This is a genomic window from Vibrio sp. 2096 (genome assembly GCF_033339595.1).
Taxonomy (GTDB): domain Bacteria; phylum Pseudomonadota; class Gammaproteobacteria; order Enterobacterales; family Vibrionaceae; genus Vibrio; species Vibrio alginolyticus.
In genome coordinates, this window is record NZ_JAWOUX010000002.1 from 263079 (window position 1) to 281954 (window position 18876).

General features: G+C 44.8%; 13 protein-coding genes. 11 read left to right on the top strand and 2 right to left on the bottom strand.

Going from position 1 to position 18876, the window contains the following annotated elements; all coding sequences use genetic code 11:
- Positions 1-18: 18 nt before the first annotated feature.
- Positions 19-1770, bottom strand: coding sequence for a DEAD/DEAH box helicase (locus R7Q41_RS04500; RefSeq protein WP_064376430.1), 1752 nt, complete (start codon positions 1768-1770; stop codon positions 19-21).
- Between the two features lie 121 nt (positions 1771-1891).
- Between R7Q41_RS04500 and rsuA the strand changes: the two genes are divergently transcribed.
- The 3 genes from rsuA (at position 1892) to R7Q41_RS04515 (ending at position 4894) form a co-directional block, all read left to right on the top strand.
- Entirely contained in the window at positions 1892-2593 is a 702-nt protein-coding gene (rsuA, locus tag R7Q41_RS04505) for a 16S rRNA pseudouridine(516) synthase RsuA (RefSeq protein WP_005378059.1), read from the top strand.
- A 436-nt stretch (positions 2594-3029) separates the two neighbouring features.
- Positions 3030-4232 (top strand): Bcr/CflA family multidrug efflux MFS transporter, encoded by a 1203-nt coding sequence (locus R7Q41_RS04510; RefSeq protein ID WP_005378055.1) that lies wholly within the window; start codon positions 3030-3032, stop codon positions 4230-4232.
- Positions 4232-4894, top strand: coding sequence for a DUF2913 family protein (locus R7Q41_RS04515; protein WP_005378053.1), 663 nt, complete (start codon positions 4232-4234; stop codon positions 4892-4894). The genes R7Q41_RS04510 and R7Q41_RS04515 overlap by 1 nt, the downstream gene beginning before the upstream one ends.
- Positions 4895-4924: 30 nt before the next feature.
- Here R7Q41_RS04515 and R7Q41_RS04520 read toward each other — a convergent pair whose 3' ends face one another.
- The gene (locus R7Q41_RS04520; protein ID WP_318144374.1) at positions 4925-6376 is read right to left on the bottom strand and encodes a DUF2867 domain-containing protein; all 1452 of its coding nucleotides are present in this window, start codon (positions 6374-6376) and stop codon (positions 4925-4927) included.
- A 94-nt stretch (positions 6377-6470) separates the two neighbouring features.
- On the opposite strand from R7Q41_RS04520, the gene R7Q41_RS04525 reads away from it, so the two are divergent.
- The 8 genes from R7Q41_RS04525 to fabV all read left to right on the top strand — a co-directional run bounded on the left by R7Q41_RS04525 (position 6471) and on the right by fabV (position 18830).
- Positions 6471-7847, top strand: a complete 1377-nt coding sequence (locus R7Q41_RS04525; protein WP_318144375.1) for an MATE family efflux transporter — start codon at positions 6471-6473, stop codon at positions 7845-7847.
- 187 nt (positions 7848-8034) lie between these two features.
- Positions 8035-8706, top strand: coding sequence for an ABC transporter ATP-binding protein (locus R7Q41_RS04530; protein WP_005378040.1), 672 nt, complete (start codon positions 8035-8037; stop codon positions 8704-8706).
- Positions 8687-11140 (top strand): ABC transporter permease, encoded by a 2454-nt coding sequence (locus R7Q41_RS04535; RefSeq protein ID WP_005378038.1) that lies wholly within the window; start codon positions 8687-8689, stop codon positions 11138-11140. Before R7Q41_RS04530 ends, R7Q41_RS04535 begins: the two co-directional genes overlap by 20 nt.
- Positions 11140-12264, top strand: a complete 1125-nt coding sequence (locus R7Q41_RS04540; RefSeq protein ID WP_042521997.1) for a lipocalin-like domain-containing protein — start codon at positions 11140-11142, stop codon at positions 12262-12264. The genes R7Q41_RS04535 and R7Q41_RS04540 overlap by 1 nt, the downstream gene beginning before the upstream one ends.
- A 330-nt stretch (positions 12265-12594) precedes the next feature.
- Complete coding sequence (gene nhaA, locus R7Q41_RS04545) at positions 12595-13746, top strand: Na+/H+ antiporter NhaA (RefSeq protein ID WP_005378034.1); 1152 nt, start codon at positions 12595-12597, stop codon at positions 13744-13746.
- Between the two features lie 717 nt (positions 13747-14463).
- A complete protein-coding gene (locus tag R7Q41_RS04550) occupies positions 14464-15099 on the top strand; it encodes a TetR/AcrR family transcriptional regulator (RefSeq protein WP_005378033.1) in 636 nt (211 codons plus the stop codon).
- A gap of 71 nt (positions 15100-15170) precedes the next feature.
- A complete protein-coding gene (locus tag R7Q41_RS04555; protein ID WP_065274396.1) occupies positions 15171-17453 on the top strand; it encodes an acyl-CoA dehydrogenase in 2283 nt (760 codons plus the stop codon).
- Positions 17454-17627: 174 nt separating this feature from the next.
- Positions 17628-18830, top strand: a complete 1203-nt coding sequence (gene fabV, locus R7Q41_RS04560) for an enoyl-ACP reductase FabV (protein WP_005378029.1) — start codon at positions 17628-17630, stop codon at positions 18828-18830.
- Positions 18831-18876: the final 46 nt, after the last annotated feature.

Here is an 18876-nt window from a genome sequence, read left to right on the forward strand (position 1 = left end):
TGCCATGTGTTGTCGATGTTATTTCAACTCATCTTCAAAAATCTTATCCCGCAGCTTCCAAAAGCGACCAGATTTTCTAGCAATAACAAACTGAGGCAAACGGAAACGATGTTGATTAGCTACAACGCGTGTCGGTGAAGCCTCTTCAAAAGGGCGATGCTTGTCTGCTAAGTGGGGGCGTACGAACTGATCTTTAAACGTTTGTTTTTGTTTTTTGGTACTCAATGACCAAAACTCATGAACTAACGCATTGCCTTCGCCTTGGTATGGTTCACCAGAATACGTCACTTTTAGCTGAGATTTACCATCACTGGACTTAAATACAGATAGGTCCATTTCTGTGCATTCAAAGATTAATGCATCTTTGAGATTAAGGGCTTCTTTTAGCTTTTTATCTGGGTCAACGAGCGTCGCGTCACACTCATGACAAATTCGTGCAGCAATATCGTTGTCCGCACCACATTCACCACAGTATTTGGCACGAAAACGGTAGCCACAGTGTTCACGTTCGCCTGTGTCTTCATCTTCAAAGTAACCTTGGCAACGTCTGCCAAAGTGTTCAACCAAGAAACCGTTACTATCCAACTTACCCCAGAAGTTGTTATTGAATCCGCAAGCCGGGCAAGGAATCGTGATAATTTCACTGTCAGAGTCTGGTTTGGGATCACCGACTTCAGGTTGGTATAAATCGTAGCTGTTGCCTGCGTAATCAAGCACTAAACATTCTGATTTTCCGTCTGATAAGCGTAATCCTCGTCCTACTATCTGTTGGTACAGACTGACTGACTCTGTTGGTCGCAAAATCGCGATTAAATCGACATGCGGCGCATCAAAACCGGTTGTCAGTACCGAAACATTGACCAAGTATTTTATTTGGCGATTCTTGAACGCTTGGATGATCGCATCGCGCTCCGGCGTAGGTGTATCACCAATGACGATTTCAGTTGCGCCTTCTGGCAATAAACTGTGTATCTCCTGTGCGTGTCGAACAGTTGCAGCGAAGATCATGACACCTTGACGCTCTTTCGCATATTGCATGATTTGCTCAACAATTTGTGGAGTCGCACGTTTGGCTTTATCGATCACCATGTCCATTTCTGCTTCTTTGTAGCGTCCGGTGTTAGCGGGCTTCAGCTGAGAGAAGTCGTAAGACAAAACGGGCGCATCCATCATGCGGGCTGGAGTGAGGAAGTTTTCGTCGAGCAAGTAACGGATCGGCAGTTCGAAAATACAATCGCGGAAGAATCGAGGCTCTTCGGTTCGCACTTGACCTCGGGTGTGATACTGATAAATCCAGCCCATTCCTAAACGATAGGGCGTTGCAGTTAGTCCCAGCACCTTAATGCCAGGGTTCAGTTCTCGTAAGTGAGTAATAACTTTTTGGTAGCTGCTGTTTTTGTCATCTGGCACACGATGGCACTCATCAATAACGAGCAGAGAAAACTGGTTTTTGAACGAATCTAAGTTACGTACGACCGATTGAACCGAAGCAAACACGACTTGCTGGTCAGTTTCTTTTCGTCCCAATCCTGCTGAGAAGATGGAACCTTTTAAACCATAACCTTCATACTTTGCGTGGTTTTGCTCGACCAGTTCTTTTACGTGGGCGAGGACTAACACTCGTCCTTTCGCAAGGCGAGCAAGTTCTGCGATCACCAAGCTTTTTCCTGCACCGGTTGGCAGCACGATCACTGCTGGTGTCGAGTGTTTACGAAAGTAATGAATAACGGCTTTAACCGAGTCGGCTTGATAAGGACGAAGTGTGTACATGAAAATATGTGAAATTGCTCAACTATTCGAACGAGGAACGCTATAATACCTGACTTTTATACCCAAGTGACCTTTAAACCAAGATTTAGAGATCACTTGGGTATAATTCAATGAGGTATTCATGCGTTTAGATAAATATTTGTGTGACGCTCTGGGTGCAACACGCAAACAGGCAACAAAGATCATCAAAAGTGGAGACATCACCGTTGACGGTGAGGTTCAAAAAAGTGGTGCATTTAAAGTACCTAAAGGTGCGGAAGTGATGTGGGAAGACCGTGTTATTGGTGCTCCTGGTCCTCGTTACATTATGTTGTATAAGCCTGCTGACTTTGTTTGTTCACATGAAGATGGCTACAACCAAACTGCATTCGCATTGCTTGATGAGCCTAAAATTGAAAACCTTCACTTTGCGGGCCGATTAGATGTCGACACAACTGGTTTAGTATTGATTACGGATGATGGTAAGTGGTCTCATCGTATTACCTCACCTAAGCATAAGTGTGAGAAAACGTACCGTGTTTGGCTCGTCGATGCTATTCAGCCAGATTACGCGGAAAAGCTCGAACAAGGCATCATTTTGCGCAATGAATCAGAAGCAACATTGCCTGCTCGTTTGGAAATCGTGAACGAGGCTGAGAATGAAGTATTGTTAACTATCGTGGAAGGTAAGTATCACCAAGTGAAACGTATGTTCGCGGCGTTAGGAAATAAAGTTGAGTACTTACATCGTGAGCGTATTGGTTCTATCGAACTTGATGAGGCACTAGAACCAGGTGATTATCGCCACCTCACGCAAGAAGAAATTGATTCTATTTGGAATTAATTGTCGGCATGGGAAATTCTTTAGTTCCTAATAGGAACTAGTCTTTTGGTAGGAATTGGCTCAAAATAAATTTTCCTACCAAAATTAGTGCCTAGACAATTCCGGTGTGCTTACTCATCTCAGTGATATGCCTTTGCATTTAGCTGATGCATGCATACTCTTATTGCAAAGCCTTCGGCTACGGTGAATGGAATGATGGTGTCAACGCCATCATTTTTACTGCATTGTGTTTGTTTCCCATAAACACATTTCGCTTTCACATGCTTTTCTATGTCGAGTTCGTCAAGGTCACACCTTGGTACATATTTGCCCTTATGATTCTCGAACGTTGGATAGAACAGGTTTTTGGCTTCTACATTCAGCGATATGAGAACTTCCGTTATTTTCACTTTGTTCTGCAAGTATTGACGGTAGGGCTCCAACAAGAGGTAAAAGAATGACAGAAAAAGCTCAAAGTGCTCCGCAATCCCAAATCAGTTTTCTATTGTTTCTGGTACTAGGAGCGATTGGTGCTTTGACGCCTTTGGCGATCGATATGTATTTGCCTGCGATGCCGACAATAGCGAAAGATTTGGGGGTCGCGCCTGGCGCGGTTCAGATTACGTTGACGGCTTATACCGCGGGTTTTGCGATCGGCCAGTTAATTCACGGGCCGCTTGCCGATAGCTTTGGTCGCAGACCTGTGTTGATTTTAGGCGTACTTTTCTTCGGCTTGGCTGCTGTTGTGAGTGCGACAACAAATGGCATTGATGCGCTGACCTATGTACGTACGGCACAAGGTTTTGCTGGCGCGGCAGCGGCGGTCATTATCCAAGCTGTCGTGCGTGACATGTTTGACCGTGAAGACTTTGCACGCGCAATGTCCTTCGTTACTCTGGTCATTACTATTGCGCCGTTGGTGGCACCGATGATCGGTGGCCATCTCGCGATTTGGTTTGGTTGGCGTTCCATTTTTTGGGTATTAGCTATTTTCGCTGTAGTCGTGATTTTTCTCGTACTTTGGAAAATCCCTGAAACGTTACAGCTTGAAAATCGTCAGCCTCTTCGTTTCCGCACGACGCTGAGAAACTACGCCAGATTATGCTCCAATCCTGAAGCGATCGGTTTGATGCTCTCAGGTGCGTTTTCATTTTCCGGAATGTTTGCATTTTTGACGGCGGGTTCGTTTGTTTATATTGATTTATATGGTGTTCGACCAGACCACTTTGGTTACCTATTTGGTTTGAACATTGTGGCGATGATCATCATGACCAGTATTAATGGTCGCTTGGTGAAGAAAGTTGGTTCCCATGCCATGCTTCGTTTTGGGTTGTTCGTGCAACTTTTGGCGGGGATTGGTTTATTCGTAAGTTGGTTAATGGACTTCGGATTATGGGGCATTGTACCTTTTGTTGTGCTGTTTATCGGTACATTGTCGACGATAGGTAGTAACGCGATGGCGCTGCTTTTAAGTGGTTACCCATCAATGGCGGGTACGGCGTCGTCTCTAGCGGGGACATTAAGATTCGGTATCGGTTCATTGGTTGGTGCGCTGGTGGCATCACTGCCCGGGAATGTTGCTTGGCCGATGATCATCGTGATGTTTGCTTGTTCTGTGCTTTCAGCACTGTTTTATTGGACTTTAGGAAGAAAGGCGTAATGTCGAATTACACCAAAGAAATTCAAAACTTGGTTAACTCAGCACTTGAAGAGTTAGATCAAGAGCATCGCTCAGGTAAGTTAGCCAATGCCCCTGTTGCGAATAACCATTATTTAGTGCGTTGGGTAACAAAGGCGCTAAAATCACAACGTTTCGGACGTACGGTAGGCGATGACTTAACGCGTTGGCAAAAAGCAGGTCGCTCAAAGGGGAACGATGCTGGTTTGTTGTTTATCTTTAAACGTATTTCTGCTTTTTATGCGCAATTCTTCCCTGAAGGTGAAGACTCCAAAGTGTTCAAAGATTCAGATATTGAGTCTTTTCTTGATTTGATGGAGCAAGCAGGCTGGGAAGTCTCGACGTCTGAGCAACTGATTGGGTGCGGCAAAGTACAAATCTTCACTGAAGGTCAAAACTCTTTAGCGTTATGTGCAGACCAATGCGAAAGCTGTTTTGATGGCGAGTTGCTCGTAAAGCCAATGAGTTGGTTTGTGCGTGGCAATCATGCTGAGTTTGTTGAGAAAGCAGCGCAAGCGGGCTTTATGGTTCATAAGGTAACAGACTACAAATCGATGGTGAAATACCATGGCGAGTACCTTATTTTTCCAGCAAACGAAGGCAACCAGTTAGCCGAAATTCCACTCTCGTTCAAAGCTGACTAAAGTGACATTTTGAGTGTTTAGAAGCCCCTGTTATTGGGGCTTTTTGTTTACTAAACGGTTTGCTTCTTTCGCGATGGCTTTGACCATGCCTTTAAATATGAAGAGATGGGCTGGCATCATTGCAAACCAATAAAGCAGCCCAAGAAACCCTTGCGGGTGCCACCAGGCGGTAATATCCAGCTCTCGTTCGTCACCGAGATCTTTGATGGTAATTTCTAAACGCCCAAGGCCTGGGCCTTTCATACCAAAAAACAGTGAAAGAAACTGATTATTATCGCAGCGAATCACTTTCCAAGAGTCAATAAAATCACCGACTTTAAGCTCTGGTCCAGGAGGAGAAACGCGAATCGGTTTTCCGCCACCAAAAAAGATATCGAGCCATTCACGTGTACGCCACAAGATGTTGGCAAAGTAATAGCCTTTTTCGCGACTCCCGATCTTTTGCGCCACTTTCCATAATGCCGCAGCGGAGGCATGAGTTTTAATGCTCGCTCCAGCTTGTTTTGGGTAATAGCCATATCCTGGTTGCCATCGACGAAGCGCTGCGGGTTCAAACCCCCAGACATTACTGCGTACAAATGTGCCTTCATCTTGAATGGTATCAGTTACCGCTTGCTCGTAGCTGATCAGCGTTTGAGGAAATCGTTCTTCAATCGCTTTGGAGTCTGCAATGTAGTCGTGCTCTAAGCCCGCAAGTAATGCTTTACCGATACTAGTTGGCACTGAGGTAACTAAACCTAGCCAGTACGATGCCATTTTCGGAGTAAGTAGCGGGGTCGACCACAGCCGATACGGCTTGTTCGTGATTCGGCAAATGACTTTGAACTGTTCGCGGTAGCTAAGTGTATCTGGCCCACCAACTTCATAAATGTGACTTTCTTCTGGAGAGGGGGCTTCTGCTAACTTCAATAAATAGTGGTTGAGATTGGGCAAGGCAATAGGGTTCGCTTTTGAGTCGACCCATTTAGGCGCGATCAAAATAGGTAAGTTGTAGACAAAGTCACGCATGATTTCGAAAGCGGCAGAGCCGGGGCCGATGATAACGCCAGCACGCAATTCAGTTACTGGAATACCAGACTGTCGAATTATTTTTCCCGTGGCTTTACGAGCGGCTAAATGGCGAGAGTTTCCGGTTTGAGGTTGAATGGCGCTCAAATAGATAACATGCTCGACGGAGCTTTGTTCCAACGCATATTTGAAGTTCAAAGCAAGGTTTAGTTCGTACTCAACAAAGTCATCACCTTGAGCCATCCCGTGCACGAGAAAAAAGACTAAATCAAAATCGTTCACTACAGCCTTCGTGGTCTCAGCGTCAGCCAAGTCGAGATACCTTAACGTTAAATTAGGGTGAGGCTGAGTTCTTGACTCTAAATAATCAATATGTCGCGCCGCTGCTGTGACGGCGTAACCTTTATCTAAAAGTAACGGAAGAAGTTGAGAGCCAATGTAACCCGAGGCGCCTAGCACCAACACCTTTTTCATTATCTGTCCTTTTATCTTTGGTGGAATAAACACCACAGAGTATAATCATGAGACACTTCCCCCATTCTATCAATAAGTTGTCGTTGGAGCGCTTGTGACTTTTCTTTCTCAACTCTCAATACACGCAGACAAAGCATTCTTACGTCGTTTATTTGCAATCGCGTTACCAATTACACTGCAAAGCATGATGTTTTCTAGCAGAAGCCTCGTCGATGTTCTTATGCTTGGTCAACTTGGTGAAGCTGAAATTGCCGCTGTTGGAGTTGCTGCGCGCGCGACTTTCGTCACCACCATCATGTTAGTTGGGGTGACAACGGGCGGTGCGTTGTTAACCGCTCAATATTGGGGGGCTGGCGATAAAGTTGGGGTGCGTCGCAGTACCGCTTTAACATGGATGATCGCAATGATGTTTGCTGCGATTGCTGTTGCTTTGTTTGTTGTTTTTCCACAGCCCATCATGAGTTTGACTACCGATTCACAAGAAGTGATTGAATTAGGGGCAAGCTATCTCATTATTTCGTCGGTTAGCATGTTTGCTGTTGCATGTGTGGCCAGTATGTCGGTGGGCCTAAGGGCGATGCACCAACCAGGCTTAAGCACTTTTTTTAGTGGTATAGGCATTTTATCTAATGTTTTTCTTAACTGGGTTTTAATTTTTGGTCAATTAGGCGCTCCTGCTTTGGGTATTACGGGAGCAGCGATCGCAACGGTAATCAGTGGCGCGATCGAAGTAGGTTGCTTGTTTGGTTATCTATGGTTGAAAAAACACATAATCGCATTTGGCTGGGATGATATACGCGCAGGATTGGTCTTAGATAAAATTACGCGTTTCTTGAGCCTCTCTTTGCCAACCACACTTAACTTCTTGGCGTGGGCTGGTGGGTTGTTTGCTTATCACGCCATCATGGGGCAAGCAGGCGTGCAAGGTTTGGCGGCGCTTTCCGTAATGACACCTGTTGAGTCGATCGCATTGGCGATGATGATTGGTTTATCTAATGCGGCTGCAGTTCTAGTAGGGAACCAGCTCGGCGCTCGTAATTTTGAACCCGTTTATTATCAAGCATGGGCTACGGTCATTTTGAATGTGCTTATCGCATTTGTGGTCGCCGTCTTGTTGATAGTGTCAAATCAATGGATCCTTAATGCGTTTAGTGCACTGACAACGGACACTCGCGAGCTAGCTGAACAGTTTATGGTGATTCTTGCGTTGGGTGTCGTGCTACGCTCGGTGCCGATGATGGCTATTGTTGGTGTATTACGTGCGGGCGGTGATGTTAAGTTTTGTTTGTATCAAGACATCTTGGCGCAGTGGGTGATCGGGATTCCACTCGCAGCATTTGCAGCGATTTATCTCAATTGGGACCCACAATGGGTTTACTTACTCTTTTTGACAGAAGAAGTTGTGAAGTGGGTGATTTGCTTGCCAAGAATGGTTAGCCGAAAATGGATGAAAAACCTGATTGGCCAGTAAGGAGGAACAGAGTTTATTTTGGCTGCAAAAATCTGCTCAAAACGTCAACAAAATTAGCAACAGAAAGTGAATCGAGTTGCATTTGTACTTCCATAGTGTGATCAAGCATTCAAAATACTTTCTACTAACAGGATTTTAGTGTAGATTCTGATCCCAATTTTTAAACACCATCCGAGCGGCATAATCAATGTTAAAACTGTCAGACCTATGTAAAGGCTATGTAGACGGGGGAGAGTTTCACCCTGTATTACAAGGGGCAGAATTAACATTGCAGCAAGGCGACCAAGTTGCTCTGATGGGAGAAAGTGGTTCGGGTAAAAGTACTCTGCTGAATTTAATCGCCGGATTAGATACTGCTGACTCTGGTGAAGTGCAGTTTCCAAATTTTGCTATGCATGAAGCACCGGAGCATTTAAGAACCCTTTATCGCCGCAACAATATTGGGAATATCTTCCAACAATTCAACCTGCTTCCTACACTTAATATTGCCGACAATATTCGTTTTTGTCGTCAGTTAAAAGGTCTGCCGGAAGATAAAGAGTTGTGGCGTCAAATTCTTTCTGCTTTGGACTTAATGCCATTGCTAGGACGTTATCCGGAAGAGGCGTCTGGTGGTCAGCAACAACGTGCGGCGATTGCTCGTGCACTCTATATGGAGCCAAAAATCCTGCTTGCTGATGAGCCAACTGGTAGCCTAGACGAGCGAAACGCAGAAGCAGTAATGCGCTTACTAACGAGTCTCGCTCGCCAACTGGAGTGTACTTTGCTGTTAGTGACGCACAGTGAAAAAGTGGCCGCCCATATGGAAGGAAAGATTCGACTTCAAGGAGGGCAGCTACATGTTATGGCCCGTAGTTAAGGCACTACTCGGTCATTACCGTCGTTACCCTCTACAAATTATTCTTGTCTGGCTGGGATTAACTTTAGGCGTGTCCCTCCTTGTTGGTGTTACTTCTATCAACCAGCATGCAAAACAAAGTTATGCCACTGGGGAAAAGCTTTTCTCTAATCCTTTGCCATACCGAATCCGAACGAAGCACTCTGCCAATAAAATTCCTCAAGGTTTCTATATTCAGTTACGTCGAGCTGGGTTTAACCAATGTGCACCGTTTGACGTGCTTCATCTAGATGCCAAGACCGATATGAGCCTGATGTTGGTGGGGATAGATCCTGTCGCGATGATCCCACTACAACAAGGAAAATCGCTAGGTGAGATGCCTGTTTTATCACTAATGAAGCCTCCTTATCCTATTCTTGTTAGTCAAGATTTAGCCGCTTACATGAGTTGGCAGGATGGGGACTTCATTGAGATGAATGACGGAAGCCGTCTTGGGCCTATTCAAGTAGATAAGGACAAGATGCTTTCGGGTACTCGGTTGGTTACTGATATATCGTTGTTGCGTATGCTCAAGCGGAGCTCAGGTTTGTCTGCGATTTCTTGTGGCGAAATGCCAGAGGAAAAGCTGATAGCACTGAAAAACATGTTGCCAAACGGAATGACGCTTGTTAGGAATACGCGTACTGAGCTTGAGTCGCTAACTAACGCATTCCATATGAATCTCACCGCGATGGGAATGCTCTCGTTTTTGGTTGGGTTGTTTATTTTTTATCAAGCGATGTCTCTGTCTTTCATCCAGCGACAACGTTTGGTAGGTATTTTGAGACAGACTGGTGTTAACGGAACACAGTTAGCGCAAGCCTTATTGCTAGAGTTGTCTTTGCTCGTCTTTATTGCGTGGGCGTGTGGTAACTTTTTTGGCTTGATCTTAGCAAATGAACTTATCCCAGCAGTGTCTTCGAGCCTGAGTGATTTGTATGATGCCAACGTAGGCTTAACCATAGGATGGTCATGGCAATCTAGCTTATACAGTCTAATCATGGCAGCGATGGGTGCGTTGATATCGTGTCTGTGGCCATTAATCCGTTTGTTGAAGTCACAACCAATCCGCCTTTCTTCTCGACTGTCGCTAATGCGATTTGCTGGAAGAGAGTTCTCTTGGCAGGCGCTTGCGGCATGTGCGTTTTGTGTCGCTGCAATAGCGGTATATCAGGCGCCGAAAACACAAGAAACCGGCTTTGCTATTATTGCGCTGATGTTGGTTAGTGTGGCGTTGTTTATGCCATTTATTATGTGGCATATGTTCCAAAGTTTTTCTTATACCATGCGATGGGTTCGTGTCCGTTGGTTTTTTGCTGATGCAGCAGCGAGCATGAGCTATCGCGGTGTGGCTACGATGGCGTTTATGTTAGCGCTGGCGGCAAACATTGGTGTAGAAACGATGGTCGGAAGCTTTCGAGATACAACCGATAAGTGGCTAAATCAGCGATTAGCGGCTGATGTGTACATCTATCCGACCAACAATTCAGCCGCTAGGATGAGCGCATGGCTCCAGAATCAGCCAGAGGTGAACTCGGTTTGGTGGCGCTGGGAAAAAGATATGCCGACCGAGCATGGTGCTCTGCAAGTTGTGAGTACGGGCTCTTCTGAAGGTGAGTTAGACTCACTTACCGTCAAGTTAGGTGTCCCAAATTACTGGTATCAACTGCACGCTACCAAGAGCTTAATGGTCAGTGAGTCGATGGCCTTGAAGCTGGATATCCGCCCTGGCGATTTCATTAACTTGCAAGAACCGCTTGGTGGTGACTGGCAAGTCGTAGGCGTTTACTACGATTATGGAAACCCATATAACCAGGTGATGATGTCGCACCGGAATTGGCTGTATGCATTTGCAGGTACGGGTAATGTTGGTCTTGGCGTAGTATTAAAAGATAACGTCAATGGAGAAGGGCTGAAAAATCGCTTAGAGAATGTATTCCGTCTCCCGCAAGATCGTGTGTTTGATAACGGTAATATTTATAGCCAAGCAATGAGAGTGTTTGATCATACCTTTGCGATAGCAGGAACCTTGGGCAATATCACGCTGATTATTGCAGTGTTTGGTTTATTCTTTGCGACGTTGGCAGGAGAACTTTCACGGCAGCGGCATTTTTCCTTATTAAGGTGCATGGGTGTGTCCGGAAAAGAACTTGTCGTATTAGGTGGTTTGCAGCTATTCGTCTTCGGAGCCATTTCTGCGATTATTGCAGTGCCGCTCGGCTTGGCGCTCGCACATTTGATCGTTGATATTATCATTAAGCAATCATTTGGCTGGTCTCTAGAGCTTCAAACGATTCCATGGGAGTATGCTCAAACCATTGCTTGGGCGATGCTTGCCATCATGGTTGCTGGCGCATTGCCAGTTATTAGAATGATCAAAAGTACACCGATGAAGTCATTAAGGGACGCGTTGTAATGAAAAAAATGGGCTCTAAAAAACGCTTGTTGGTTTCAACGCTCATTGTTGTTACGTTCGCTTTTCTGACTGGGGCTGCTTTTTACTCAACTTTTTGGTTAGAGGCGACAGCAACACGAGAAAGCGAACTTGATTCTATCTTAACGCGTGAAAATCAAACGATTTTCGAGCCTGTACTACCTAATGAGCATGTCTCTTTACCCTCAGACTTTCGCTTTCATCCCGAGTATCAGCATGAATGGTGGCACTACTTTGCGAAGCTAAAAGATGAGCAAGGCAAGATCTACAATGTTCAATGGAGCTATTTCAGGGTTGCGACGGACGAGCGAGAAACCAGCGGTTGGCAGAACCCTCAATTGTACATTTCACATGTTGTCGTCAGTCATGGCTCGCATGTATGGAAAGAGCAACGGGTAGCTAGAGGTGGGATAGGCCAAGCTGGTATGATCAATCGTCCTTTCAGGTTATGGATTGATAATTGGACTTGGCGATCACTCGGTGCGACGCCTTTCCCGGGCAACTTGAATGTGAATACTGATACGTTTGGACTTGAGCTCAATACCATGACAAGCGGCCCCTTTGTGGTGAATGGAGACAAAGGCTTCCAAGTTAAACATGCGTTGCAATCTGTTGCTTCTTTTAGCTTCAGTGCTCCATTTTTAAAAGTAAAAGGCAGCTTAAGCTTAAATGGTAAGCGATTCTCAGTGACGGGTTCTGCATGGGCGCAAAAAGAATGGGGCAGCGGCTTAATTGGTGAGGGGCAACAAGGCTGGGATTGGTTTGTTTTCAATTTAGATGATGGTCGAGCATTAACTGTTAGCCGTTATCGTCACCATGGGCAAACACCGCACGTATTTGGCACGTTGTCGACACGCTCAGGTAAAGTCATCAACCTCTCAGACGATGATATCAGTATTAAACCAATGCAAGTGACCAGTTTATCCAATGGAAGAAGGTTACCTTTGCAGTGGATTATCAATATTCCGAAGCATCAAATTAATTTGACTACCCGCATTATCAAGTCAGATATGTGGCTACCCTTTGTAATACCTTACTGGGAAGGGCCTACTTTAGCTTCCGGCTCCAATGAGGCTTGGGGCTTTATGCAGCTGACAGGCTATTGAGTTGTGAAGAAAACCACCCCCTACGGGTGGTTTTTTGGTGCGCGAAGCTTCCTAGCTTTTTCTCAAAAGTACGGGGTTATCATGATGGTACAAGCCGTGTTATGCTGATTTTCTCATCATCTTGATAAATATTTGGTGCGACAAGTACAAATACGATCTCCGATCAAAATTGAGTGTCATGTTGGAAAATACGATGTATAGTAAACTTAACATCGAAAAAACCGAAGTTTATACTCTGAAGAAGCGATTATTCTAAAGTTTTCGACAGCTATACACTCTTATCACTCTTTGTTAATCGTTTATTAAGATAATAAATATAAGGACGAAACCATGAACGATGTCATTCGTGACTTTTTCAAAATGGAATCAGCAGGTGGTATTCTTCTCGTAATTGCAGCGGCAATTGCGATGACCATTGCTAACTCACCGCTGGGCGAAACTTATCAATCTGTACTGCATACTTATGTATTCGGTATGTCAGTTTCTCACTGGATTAATGACGGCCTAATGGCTGTTTTCTTCTTACTTATTGGCCTTGAAGTGAAGCGAGAGCTACTTGAAGGAGCGCTAAAATCAAAAGAAACCGCAATTTTCCCTGCGATTGCAGCGGTTGGTGGTATGTTAGCCCCTGCTCTTATTTACGTTGCGTTTAATGCTAACGACCCAGAGGCGGTTTCTGGCTGGGCCATTCCAGCTGCGACGGATATTGCATTTGCTCTAGGTATCATGGCGCTACTAGGTAAGCGTGTACCAGTAAGCCTTAAAGTATTTTTGTTAGCTCTCGCTATCATCGACGATTTAGGCGTGGTTGTTATTATTGCACTGTTTTACACAGGTGATCTTTCTAGCATGGCGCTGCTTGTTGGCTTCATCATGACTGGTGTCCTGTTCATGTTGAATGCGAAGGAAGTGACGAAACTGACGCCATACATGATAGTCGGCGCGATCTTATGGTTTGCGGTACTTAAATCTGGTGTTCACGCAACACTTGCAGGCGTAGTGATCGGCTTTGCTATTCCTCTTAAGGGTAAACAGGGCGAACATTCCCCACTTAAGCACATGGAGCATGCACTTCATCCATACGTGGCATTTGGTATCTTACCTCTATTCGCATTTGCAAATGCGGGGATTTCGCTAGAAGGCGTATCGATGTCAGGCCTAACTTCAATGCTGCCATTAGGTATTGCTTTGGGGCTACTGGTTGGTAAGCCTCTAGGTATCTTCACCTTTAGTTGGGCTGCTGTAAAAATGGGTGTAGCTAAGCTACCGGAAGGCATTAACTTCAAGCATATCTTTGCGGTATCTGTGTTGTGTGGTATCGGTTTTACAATGTCTATATTCATTTCCTCTTTAGCGTTTGGAAATGTAAGCCCTGAGTTTGATACCTATGCTCGACTCGGTATCTTAATGGGCTCGACGACAGCCGCGTTACTTGGCTACGCGTTACTGCACTTTTCTTTGCCTAAGAAAGCGCAAGCGTAAGATACACACTGTTTAGTAAAGCCTCCCATTCGGGAGGCTTTTTTATGTCTGCAGATCGGCACATCAACCACTTCAGGCTGGTTACTTTTGTGACCAGCTAAGGTCTAGCTTATGGAGTTGGGGCAAATCATCGAAAGAGGCGCTTGGCAAATCTATAGGCGAAAAAAAGCCCAGCCGAAAATTTGACTGGGCGGATACAAACATAGGAGTTAATAAGAAAAAAGCAGCAACGTAACAATTAGATGGAAACAAGTTTGACGGCCAGTGAAACTTCAAATGCCCTAACTGTTACGTATATTCAGACCGAGCCTTTTCCAAACAGTTCCATTTTTTTTCAAAAAATTTCTACTTAATGCTTTCTAGCTTCTTACACACCCGAAAGTAATAGAAAAATCGAGATGGATTACCAACTTGGTGAAGTGACTAACTTCGGTGTTTCTCATTTTATATCCCCTAGAACCGAAGATGTATTTCATACTCTCGTCGCTTACTCCGAGCCGTCAAGGCTATTGTTAGCGTTTCAATTGCGATGGTCTGAGAAATTTGATCGTTTTCTTCTGACAAGCTTCACTGGAGTATTCGATTGAATTTCAAAAGATTAGATCACACCTTTTACTGTCTGGTCAGACCAATTGGTTAAAGTGTGATGTTAATCATTTGTTAATCTTAAGTTTCGGGAGTATATTTTCAAACAGTTGTTTAATACGAGTGATTAAAATGGCCCCGAGAACATCAACAAAAGAAAAAATACTCGATGTCGCAGAAGGACTCTTTGCTGAACATGGCTTTAATGATACTTCGCTAAGAACGATAACAGGTAAAGCTAACGTTAACTTAGCATCGGTAAACTATCACTTTGGCGATAAAAAAACGCTGGTTAGAGCGGTTTTAGATAGGTATTTAGAAGCACTGATGCCGAGCATTAAGACTTCATTAATTGAGTTAAACACGCGCGATAGCTACAACATGGACGATGTCTTTGAGTCATTGCGATTACCTTTACGTACATTAAATGATGTACGCCCAAATGGTACTGCGCTATTTATGTTGTTAATTGGCCGCGGTTATACAGACGTTCAAGGTCATCTACGCTGGTTCATTACCACCAGATACGAAGAGGTACTGAACCTTTTCACTTTCTCGATAATGAAGGCGAACCCGGAACTATGTGAAGAACAGTTGTTTTGGCGACTGCACTTCACGTTAGGAACCTGTGTATTTACGATGGCTTCAAGCCAAGCTCTTTCGGAGCTGGCAGAAAGTAAGTTTGAAAAGGAAGTCGATGTGAAATCTGTCGTAGATTTACTGATTCCATATTTGTCAGCAGGAATGTCAGCAAAGCAGTTGGCATAAGACAAATAAGAAAGTTAAACCAATAATAAGATTATACCCCGAGCGGTTACGTGAACAAAAGGATCTGAACTATGAGCTCTCTACGAAGAAAATGGATTAGTGACCCGGCTTTTAAAGTGTTCAAAAAAGTATTGCCACCTCTGTCTAGCACAGAGAAAGAGGCGATGGAAGCGGGTAGTGTATGGTGGGATGCCGAACTATTCTCAGGCAAGCCAAACTTCACAACATTGCATCATTATCCAACGCCTACACTGACGGCAGAAGAGCAGTCATTTATGGATAATGAGCTTGAAACTCTGCTAAAAATGCTTGATGACCAGAAGATTGTCAAAGAAGACAGGGATTTACCGCCTGAAGTATGGGAGTACCTACGTAAAGAGCGATTTTTCTCTTTGATCATCTCGAAAGCATATGGTGGTCGTGAATTTTCCGCTTTGGCGAACTCAACCATTGTTTCTCGTATTGCGACTCGAAGTATCAGTACCGCGGTATCGGTAATGGTACCGAACTCTCTTGGTCCTGGTGAGCTGCTATCGCACTATGGTACGCAAGAGCAAAAAGATTACTGGTTGCCTCGTTTAGCTGATGGTACAGACATCCCTTGTTTCGCCCTAACTGGCCCTGAAGCGGGTTCTGATGCGGGTGGCATACCTGATCAAGGCGTGGTTTGTTACGGCACCCATGAAGGCAAAGAAGTGCTTGGCGTGCGAGTTAGTTGGAATAAACGCTACATCACGCTTGCGCCAGTTGCGACAGTGCTCGGGTTAGCATTTAAACTGCAGGATCCTGAAGGGCTACTTGGTGACAAGAAAGAGGTTGGCATTACATGTGCGTTGATTCCCGCTGACCATGAAGGTGTCGAGATAGGCGAACGCCATGATCCTCTGGGGTCTGCGTTTATGAATGGTCCTACTCGTGGTGAAGATGTCTTCATCCCTATGGACTGGTTGATCGGTGGCGCTGATTATGCAGGTAAAGGTTGGCGTATGCTGGTTGAGTGTCTTTCTGCTGGTCGCGGTATCTCTCTCCCAGCGCTTGGCACAGCGATTGGTCACCTTACTACACGTACAACAGGTGCTTATGCTTACGTGCGTAAACAGTTTGGAATGTCGATCGGTAAATTTGAAGGTGTTGCAGAAGCAATGGGGCGCATTGGTGGTCTTACTTACCTACTAGAAGCGACGCGTACGCTAACGACGACTTCTCTCGATATGAAAGAAAAACCTGGGATTGTAACCGCGATTGCCAAGTACCACATGACGGAAATCGCGCGTACCATTCTAAATGATTCGTTTGATATCCATGCGGGTCGTGCGATTCAAGATGGTCCAATGAACTATCTTGCTAAACATTACCTTGGTATCCCGGTTGCTATCACTGTTGAAGGCGCGAATATTCTGACTCGTAACCTGATGATTTTTGGTCAAGGTGCGACTCGATGTCACCCATATGTTCTAAAAGAAATGGAAGCTGCGGCGAATCCAGATTCTGAACAAGGTGCGAAAGAATTTGACAACTTACTCTTTAAACACATCAAGCACGCTCTCGGTAATACATTCGGTGCATTTGGTGCAGCACTAACTGGTTCTCGATTTGTTAACGCGCACATGAGTGGCCCAACGCAGCAATACTACAAAGACATTACTCGTCTCAGTCGTGCACTTGCAGTAAGTGCAGACTTTGCGATGTTAACCTTAGGTGGAGACTTGAAGCGTAAAGAAATGATCTCAGCACGTTTGGGTGATGGATTAAGCTATCTATACATGGCATCTGCTGCCTTGAAAAAGTATGAAGATGAAGGCCGTCAACAAGGCGATCTAGACTTCGTTCATTACGCTGTTCAACACTGTTTGTATAACGCTTCTAAGTCATTAAATGAGGCTTACACCAACTTCCCTGTGAAATACGTTGGCGGTGTGCTTAAGGGGCTATTGTTCCCGCTTGGTAATCATTTCAATAAGCCAAGTGATGAGCTGTGTGTGAATTTGGCTGAAGCGATGATGACACCAGGCGCGCAACGTGATCGCCTCACGCATCTGTGCTACATCGGAAAATCAGAGGATGACAGCGTAGGCTTAATGGAGAATGCATTCCTTGCAATGTACGACATTAAACCTTTGGAGCGTAAACTTATGAAGGCTGCGAAGGATGGTAAAGTGGCTCGTAAAGGTCTGCTGCATGACCGTTTGCAGCAAGCATTTGAAGCAGGCGTGTTAACTGAGCAAGAAATTGATCAAATCATGGCTGCAGATAAATTGCGCTACAAGGCGATTCAAGTTGACCACTTTAGTCATGACTTTTCTGAAGTGCGAACTCATAGCCCAAAAAAGTCGCAGTTGAATCCGGCGGCATAATAGACAACTAATGTTAAGAAAAGCACCTCAATGAGGTGCTTTTTTGTATTCTTGGGGAGTGGATGGTGGGATAGTGCTCCAACCACTTGCCTTTTAAGAGCATTTTTACAGAAATTAGATGCGAAATCCCAACGAAACTTTTATCCTAACAAGGTTTTTTAAAGGAAGTTGAATATGATCATCAAACCTAGAATTCGTGGATTTATCTGTACTACAACGCACCCTGTTGGTTGTGAAGCTAACGTAAAAGAACAAATTGCGTACACCAAAGCGCAAGGTCCAATCAAAAACGCACCTAAGCGTGTTCTTGTTGTTGGTGCATCAAGTGGCTACGGTCTATCTTCTCGTATCGCTGCGGCATTTGGTGGCGGTGCATCAACTATCGGTGTTTTCTTCGAAAAAGAAGGTACTGAGAAGAAACCAGGTACAGCAGGTTTTTACAATGCCGCTGCTTTTGAAAAGCTAGCGCGTGAAGAAGGTCTGTACGCAAAAAGCTTAAACGGCGACGCTTTCTCAAATGAAGCGAAACAGAAAACTATCGAGCTCATCAAAGAAGACTTAGGTCAAATCGATATGGTGGTTTACTCACTGGCATCTCCAGTACGTAAAATGCCAGAAACTGGTGAATTAGTTCGTTCATCTCTTAAACCTATCGGTGAAACTTACACATCAACGGCTGTTGATACCAACAAAGATGTGATCATCGAAGCTAGCGTTGAGCCTGCAACAGAAGAAGAAATCAAAGACACTGTCACTGTAATGGGCGGTGAAGATTGGGAACTTTGGATCAATGCGTTGTCTGATGCTGGTGTTCTTGCTGAAGGTTGTAAGACCGTCGCGTATAGCTACATTGGTACTGAGCTAACTTGGCCAATTTATTGGGATGGTGCACTAGGTAAAGCAAAAATGGACCTAGACCGTGCAGCGAAAGCGCTAAACGACAAGTTAGCAGTAACAGGTGGTAGTGCCAATGTTGCGGTACTTAAATCTGTTGTAACTCAGGCGAGTTCTGCAATTCCTGTTATGCCACTGTACATCGCAATGGTATTCAAGAAAATGCGCGAAGAAGGTGTACACGAAGGTTGTATGGAACAAATCTACCGTATGTTCAGCCAACGTCTATACAAAGAAGACGGTAGCGCGGCAGAAGTTGATGAGATGAACCGCCTACGTCTGGATGACTGGGAACTTCGTGACGACATTCAGCAGCACTGTCGTGAGCTATGGCCTCAAATTACGACTGAGAACCTAAAAGAGCTGACTGACTACGTTGAGTACAAAGAAGAGTTCTTGAAACTATTTGGTTTCGGCGTTGAAGGCGTAGATTACGAAGCGGATGTGAATCCAGCAGTTGAAGCAGACTTCATTCAAATCTAATCGAATCACAGACTAGATAACCAATAAACAAAAGGCGCTCATTGAG